At 70.0% G+C, this 5,625-nt stretch carries 7 protein-coding genes; 1 reads left to right on the top strand and 6 read right to left on the bottom strand.

Annotation, left to right across the window (positions count from 1 at the left end):
- Window positions 1-773: GGDEF domain-containing protein (locus tag VF665_RS14805; RefSeq protein ID WP_331054212.1), on the top strand; the 773-nt coding region annotated here is incomplete at its 5' end.
- A 772-nt stretch (window positions 774-1,545) separates the two neighbouring features.
- Here the strand turns inward: VF665_RS14805 and asnS are convergent.
- The 6 genes from asnS to VF665_RS14775 form a co-directional block, all read right to left on the bottom strand.
- Entirely contained in the window at window positions 1,546-2,949 is a 1,404-nt protein-coding gene (gene asnS, locus VF665_RS14800; protein WP_331054211.1) for an asparagine--tRNA ligase, read from the bottom strand.
- Between the two features lie 199 nt (window positions 2,950-3,148).
- Window positions 3,149-4,270 carry an acyltransferase gene (locus VF665_RS14795; RefSeq protein WP_331054210.1) on the bottom strand — a complete coding sequence of 374 codons (1,122 nt, stop codon included), beginning with the start codon at window positions 4,268-4,270 and terminating at the stop codon, window positions 3,149-3,151.
- Window positions 4,271-4,461: 191 nt separating this feature from the next.
- Window positions 4,462-4,617 (bottom strand): hypothetical protein, encoded by a 156-nt coding sequence (locus tag VF665_RS14790; RefSeq protein WP_331054209.1) that lies wholly within the window; start codon window positions 4,615-4,617, stop codon window positions 4,462-4,464.
- A gap of 130 nt (window positions 4,618-4,747) precedes the next feature.
- Entirely contained in the window at window positions 4,748-4,879 is a 132-nt protein-coding gene (locus VF665_RS14785) for a hypothetical protein (RefSeq protein ID WP_331054208.1), read from the bottom strand.
- Window positions 4,880-4,940: 61 nt separating this feature from the next.
- Window positions 4,941-5,090 carry a hypothetical protein gene (locus VF665_RS14780; RefSeq protein ID WP_331054207.1) on the bottom strand — a complete coding sequence of 50 codons (150 nt, stop codon included), beginning with the start codon at window positions 5,088-5,090 and terminating at the stop codon, window positions 4,941-4,943.
- Window positions 5,091-5,377: 287 nt separating this feature from the next.
- A partial coding sequence (locus VF665_RS14775) for an endonuclease III domain-containing protein (protein ID WP_414678820.1) occupies window positions 5,378-5,625 on the bottom strand: 248 nt, incomplete at its 5' end.

The following is a 5,625-nucleotide window of genomic DNA, read 5'->3' as shown; positions in this document are numbered from 1 at the left end:
ATCCGGGATGGACGGACGGAGACACGCGGCGGTCGGCGTTCTACACCAACCTGCCGCCGGGGCACTACACCTTTCACATCCAGGCGCGCACGGCGGATGGCGTGTGGAGCCGCGAGGCCACCCCGGTCCAGCTGCGCTTTCGCCCGTACTTCTGGCAGACGCGCTGGTTCACCGCGCTGGCGATCCTGCTGGGACTGACGGTCATCGTGGCGCTGCACCGCATGCGGGTGCGCGCGGCCGAGTTCGCGTCGCGCGAGGAGGTGCTGCGCGCCATGTCGCTGCGCGACGAGCTGACCGGGCTGTACAACCGCCGCGGCCTGGTGGCGCTCGCCGAGCAGAAGATCGAGGAGAGCACCCGGCTGGGGATCCGGTTCGACGTGCTGTTCATCGACCTGGACCGGCTGAAGCAGATCAACGACACCTTTGGCCACGCGCAGGGTGACCAGGCGCTGCGCGACGCGGCGGCGCTGCTGCGGGCCACCTTCCGCAAGTCGGACGTGCTGGCGCGGCTGGGCGGGGACGAGTTCGCGGTGCTGCTGATCGGGCGCAACGCCACGGGGATGACGGACGAGGGGGTGCGAAAGGCGGTGGCGCGGCTGTACGCCGCCGTGCAGCGCCAGCCCGCCGGCGTGCGCCGCCCCTACACGTTGTCGATGAGCGTGGGCGCCAGCCACTTCGATCCCGGATCGCCCACCACGCTGGAGGCGCTGCTCCAGGGCGCGGACGAGGAGATGTACGCCAACAAGCGGCTGCGGGCGAGGATGGGGGCGTAGGACGGAGTCCACGGCGGCCCCCACCCGGGTTCGGATGGCGCGGCGCGGGTGGCTGAGCGACTGAAGTCGCCGCAACAACGGCGGAAAGTCTCCCCGAACAGACGGGGAGACTTCACCTGCACCGGGTGGCGGATTGCCCGGCGCGGGGCGGCGGGCAGAGGGGCGGAGCGAGTGACTCGCCGCAACCACTGCTGAAAGCCTCACGGTACTGCTGTGAGGCTGCTCCGGCGCGGGGGCGAGTGTCGGCGCCGGCACTCGCCCCCGCGCCGAACGGCTCCCCCTCTCCCGCGGAGCGGGCGAAGGGGGTTGGGGGGAGGGGCCTCCTTCCGCCGCACCGGCACCGTCCGAAGTGCATGGTTGCCGTTCTCCCCCCTCCGTGCGGCAGTTTGCACGGGGAGGGGCCGGGGAGGGGCCGGGGAGGGGCCCAGGCGCGGAGCGCGACGTCCGTGCTGGCCCAGGCTCTCCTGAGCGGACGAATCCGCCGCTCCAACCGCGGGAAGCCCCGACTCATGCCCGCTGTCGCGTCCATGAGTCGGGGCTTCAACCGCAGCTGGGACCAACGACACAGGTCCGGCGGCAGTCCGCGAAGGCGGACTTCGTGCTTTTCCAGCGGCGAATTCATTCGCTCTGGACGGGCCGGACGCTGGATTCCGCTTCCCGCACCGATGCAGCGGCCACAGTCCGCGGCGGACTTCGTGTGGCTCGGGGCGCGGTTTCTACCGCCGGGCACGAATCCCAACGTCACCCTTTCCGCCGGCCGCGCGCCGAACGCTCAGAACTCGGCGCTGCCGGGGGTGCGGGGGTACGGAATGGCGTCGCGGATGTTGGCCAGCCCCGTCGCGTACACCACCAGCCGCTCGAACCCCAGCCCGAACCCCGCGTGCGGCACCGTGCCGTACCGGCGCAGGTCGCGGTACCAGGCGTAGCCCTCGCGCTCCAGCCCCAGCTCGTCCATCCGCCGGTCCAGCACCTCCAGCCGCTCCTCGCGCTGCGACCCGCCGATGATCTCGCCGATCCCCGGCGCCAGCACGTCCATGGCGGCAACCGTGCGGCCGTCGTCGTTCTCGCGCATGTAGAACGACTTGATCTCCCTGGGATAATTCATCACCACCACCGGCCGGCCCACGAACTCCTCAGTGAGCCAGCGCTCGTGCTCCGTGGCCAGGTCCACCCCCCACTTCACCGGGAATTCGAACTTCTTCTTTTTCGCGCCTTCCAGGTGGCGGATGGCGTCCGTGTACTCCATCCGCTCAAAGCTGGTGCTGATGAACGACTCCAGCCGCTGCACCACGTCGCTCTGCACCCGCTCGGCAAAGAAGGCCATGTCGTCAGCCCGTTCGTTCAGCAGGTCGGTGAACACGGACTTCAGCATCGCCTCGGCCAGATCCGCGTCGTCGTTCAGGTCGGCGAACGCGATCTCCGGCTCGATCATCCAGAACTCCGCCAGGTGGCGGCTGGTGTTGCTCTTTTCCGCGCGGAAGGTGGGGCCGAAGGTGTAGACGTTGCTCAGCGCCATGCAGTACGCCTCCACGTTCAGCTGCCCGGACACCGTGAGGTGCGCCGCGCGGCCAAAGAAGTCTTCCGCATAGTCCACCGCGCCGTCCTGCGTGCGCGGCAGGTTGGCCAGGTCCAGCGTGCTCACGCGGAACATCTCCCCCGCGCCCTCGGCGTCGCTGGTGGTGATGATGGGCGTGTGCACCCAGAAGAAGCCGCGCTGGTCGAAGAAGCGGTGCACCGCCATGGACAGCGTGTGCCGCACGCGCGCCACCGCGCCAAAGGTGTTGGTGCGCGGCCGCAGGTGCGCCACCCCGCGCAGAAACTCCATGGAGTGCTGCTTGGGCTGGATGGGATACGTCTCCGGATCGTCCACCCAGCCCAGCACTTCCACCTCGTCCGCGCGGATCTCGAACGGCTGCGGCCGGTCGGGCGTGGCGATGACCTCGCCGCGCACCGCCACCGAGCAGCCGGTGGTGAGCCGCTGCACTTCGCTGGCGTAGTTGGGCAGTTCGTTGGCCGCCACCACCTGGATCGGCGCCTGGCCCGAGCCGTCGTGCAGGTGGATGAACGACAGGCCGGCCTTGGAGTCGCGCCGGGTGCGGACCCAGCCTTTTACGGTCACCGGCTGGCCGGCCGGAACGGCGCCGGCCAGAACCTGCGAGATGGGGGTGCGGCTCATTGCGATCGACGGTCTCTGGATGGTGTGCTGCGGCGGTTGCGGTCCGCGCGCGGCGGCGCTCGTGCCCTCCGCGGCCGCGCATCCCACGAATGTACACCCCCTCCCGCCGCCGCGCGACGGGGCGGGAACTGAATCGCGCGACAGAAACGGGCCGGCCCCCGCGTGGGAGCCGGCCCGTTCGTCCCTCCCGCCGCCGTCGTCAGGCCGCGGCGGCGGATCGCCGCGGACCGCGCGGCGCGGAGGCAGGGGCCATGCGGGCGAGCGGCACCACGATCCACCGCTCCGCCGCCCATCCCAGCGCAACGGTCAGCACGAGATACGTGGCGTAGAACGCCGCGCTCGCGCCCAGCCCCCACGCCGAAACGTCCGTGCTCAGAATCCGCAGCATCCATGCGTACAGCGGCACGTGCAGCAGGTAGATGCCAAAGCTGGCGCCGCCCAGCCGTGCCGCCATCCGGGTGGAGAGCATCCGCTGCATGGGCCCCGTTCCGCGCGCCAATGACCAGATGAGCACGGCGTGCAGCGGCGCCAGCAGCCCCTGGTGGTTGAGCGCAAAGAGCCCCGCGGGCAGAAAGGCCAGGCAGAGCACGATGGCGAGCAGCACGGAGGGCGCCACCCGGGCATCCACCTCCCGCCACGGCCGCGATGCGAGCAGCAGCGCCAGCACGGCGCCGAACAGAAACTCGGGAAGCCGGCTGACGGGGTGCGTAAAGAGCGCGACGCGCCACACCGGCGACGCCGGCGCGATCACGGTCCACGCGATCGCGGGCGCCAGGCACGCCGCCCACAGCACGGCCAGGCAGGCCGCGAGCCGCCGCGGGCTCCATCCGCCGCACAGCCGCAGAACGGAGGGAAGCAGGAGATAGCCGAACGCCAGGTAGCTGAGCGACCAGCCGGGGCTGTCGAACGAGTTGGCGAAGGGCGGCCACCACGCCTGTACGCCGGCCACCGTCGCCGCCGCGCGCATCCAGCGCTCGCCGGGCGCATAGCCGCTCCACACCAGCGGCGCGGCCAGCAGGTGGCACAGGATGGCGAGCGGGTACAGGCGTGCCAGCCTGCGCATCCAGAACGTGCGCCGCGGGATGCGCATGCCGCCCGGCGCCGCGTACGCATGCGCCAGCAGAAAGCCTGACAGGATGAAGAACAGGCTCGCCGTGGAGCCGCCCCAGGAGAACAGCCGTGCCACCGGTGGCGGAAACCACGAGGCGCGGAGCGTGTGCAGCAGCACGATGTGCATGGCCGCAAAGAACCGGAGTCCGTGCAGCGGCGCAAAGTAGCCTCGTGCGCTGGGCGGAGCGGCGGGCGACGTGGAGAAGGACAAGCGTGGAGGCGTGCGGAGAATAACGTCGCCAAGAGATCGCAGCCGGATCTGCTACGTTCACGGCGTACAGGTGTGGGAACACACGTTGACGCCGGTCCACGCGTTGCGTCACATCGGAACCGGGCCGGCCCGCGAGTGCGCGAGCCGGCCCGGCGTTTTCCCGAGGTTTCAGCCGCCCACCTTCCGCGCGGTCAGACCGCCGGGCAGATGGTGACGGTCTCGTACGGATCGCACCACATCAGCGAGCATGCGGCAGTAATCGTCGGGATGGATGCGGAAGGTTCGGACTGGGTCGCAAAGCTGGACACCTCGAGCGTGTCCGGATCCAGCGCACGGATCTGTGCCATGATGTCACCCGGAAGTTGGGAGGGGCGGGAAGGCGGACCGGGGAGGCCCGCCGCGGATGGGTTGTACGGCGTACGGCGGATGACGCGAACCGGGCCGGCTCTCGCGCGGAGAGCCGGCCCGTCGGCGCACTCAGGCGTCGGCCGGAGGCAGAATGCCGCAGCCGCTCATGCAGCCGGTGCAGGGCCACACGGCCTCGCGCGTCACCTTGTCGCTGATCTCAAAGGTCGCCACGTCCAGGTCGGAGATGTTGAGCGTCTTCATCGTCGTTCTCCCGTGCTGGGGATGATACTCCGCGCGGAACGGTCGCCCCGCGCGGCTGCCATCAGTAACAGTAGTCGCTGTAGTTCGGGCCGATGATGCCGCACGTGCTGTCGCAGCCCGTGCACTGCTGGACGGTGATGGGGGTCAGCGGGCCGCTCTTGGCGGTCGCGAACGATTCCACGGCCAGCGCTTCGACGTTGAGCTTCTTCATCCGGACCTCTGTGCGAGACGGGTTGCGATCTCTGGCGCGGATCCGCGCCGCGCCAACCAACGTAGCAGCGGGACCATCCACGCGCAATCTCTGTCGCGAAACGTTTCAATTTTGCACGGACTGAGGGACGACAGAACGCCCCGCGAGCGCAGGGCTGGCGGGGCGCTCAATTGTCTCGGCACTGGGCGGATGACGTTCGCGGCGGAGCTTCTGATCGAAGGAAGAGAAGCTCGTCCGACGTCGAAGATCAGATCCGCGAAGTCAGGAAATGTGCGTGCCGGCCGCGCTCACGCCGCCACCATCTCCCGCGGCGCGGCGGGAACGCGATACGCTTCCGGCGCGGTGGGGCAGAGCGGCGCCAGGGTGCAGCGCTCGCAGAAGGCGCGGCGGGCGGTGCACACCGCGCGGCCGTGGTCAATGATGCGGTGGGTAAAAATCACCCGGTCCGGCCCGTCCAGAAGCTTGAGCAGGTCCTGCTCAATCGGCTCCGGATCTTCCTGGCGGGTGAGCCCCAGGCGCGCCGCGATGCGCTTGA

This window comes from Longimicrobium sp., from assembly GCF_036387355.1.
Taxonomy (GTDB): Bacteria; Gemmatimonadota; Gemmatimonadetes; order Longimicrobiales; family Longimicrobiaceae; genus Longimicrobium.
Note: the sequence above shows the minus strand (reverse complement) of the source record. Positions and strands in the feature narration are given on the sequence as shown.